Origin of the sequence: Limnospira sp. PMC 289.06 (assembly GCF_032350395.1) — a bacterium.
In the GTDB taxonomy this organism is placed as follows: Bacteria; Cyanobacteriota; Cyanobacteriia; order Cyanobacteriales; family Microcoleaceae; genus Limnospira; species Limnospira platensis.
Map to the genome: position 1 here is coordinate 1 of NZ_JARPLC010000593.1, position 251 is coordinate 251.

Consider the following 251-nt stretch of genomic DNA (forward strand, 5'->3'; position numbering starts at 1 on the left):
GTCAACTACGGTGACGGTATCTGGGATTAAAACACCATCAGGGTCGCTATCGTTATTGAGGACATCAATGGTAACGGCGTTTCCGGTTTTGACGGTGGCGTTATCATCGTTAGCGGTGGGGGGTTGATTTTCCAGTTGTTCATCTTCTGGAATAACAGGCGATTCGTCTTCGTCTGGTGGAATCACAACCTGACCATCTTCTGGAATAATGGGGGCGGCTGTATTGAAAAAGTAATCCACCTGGGAGGTAA

At 47.8% G+C, this 251-nt stretch carries 1 protein-coding gene; it reads right to left on the reverse strand.

From position 1 onward, the window contains the following. On the reverse strand, positions 1 to 251 hold a 251-nt coding region (locus tag P5674_RS26370; protein ID WP_315670540.1), incomplete at both ends, for an Ig-like domain-containing protein.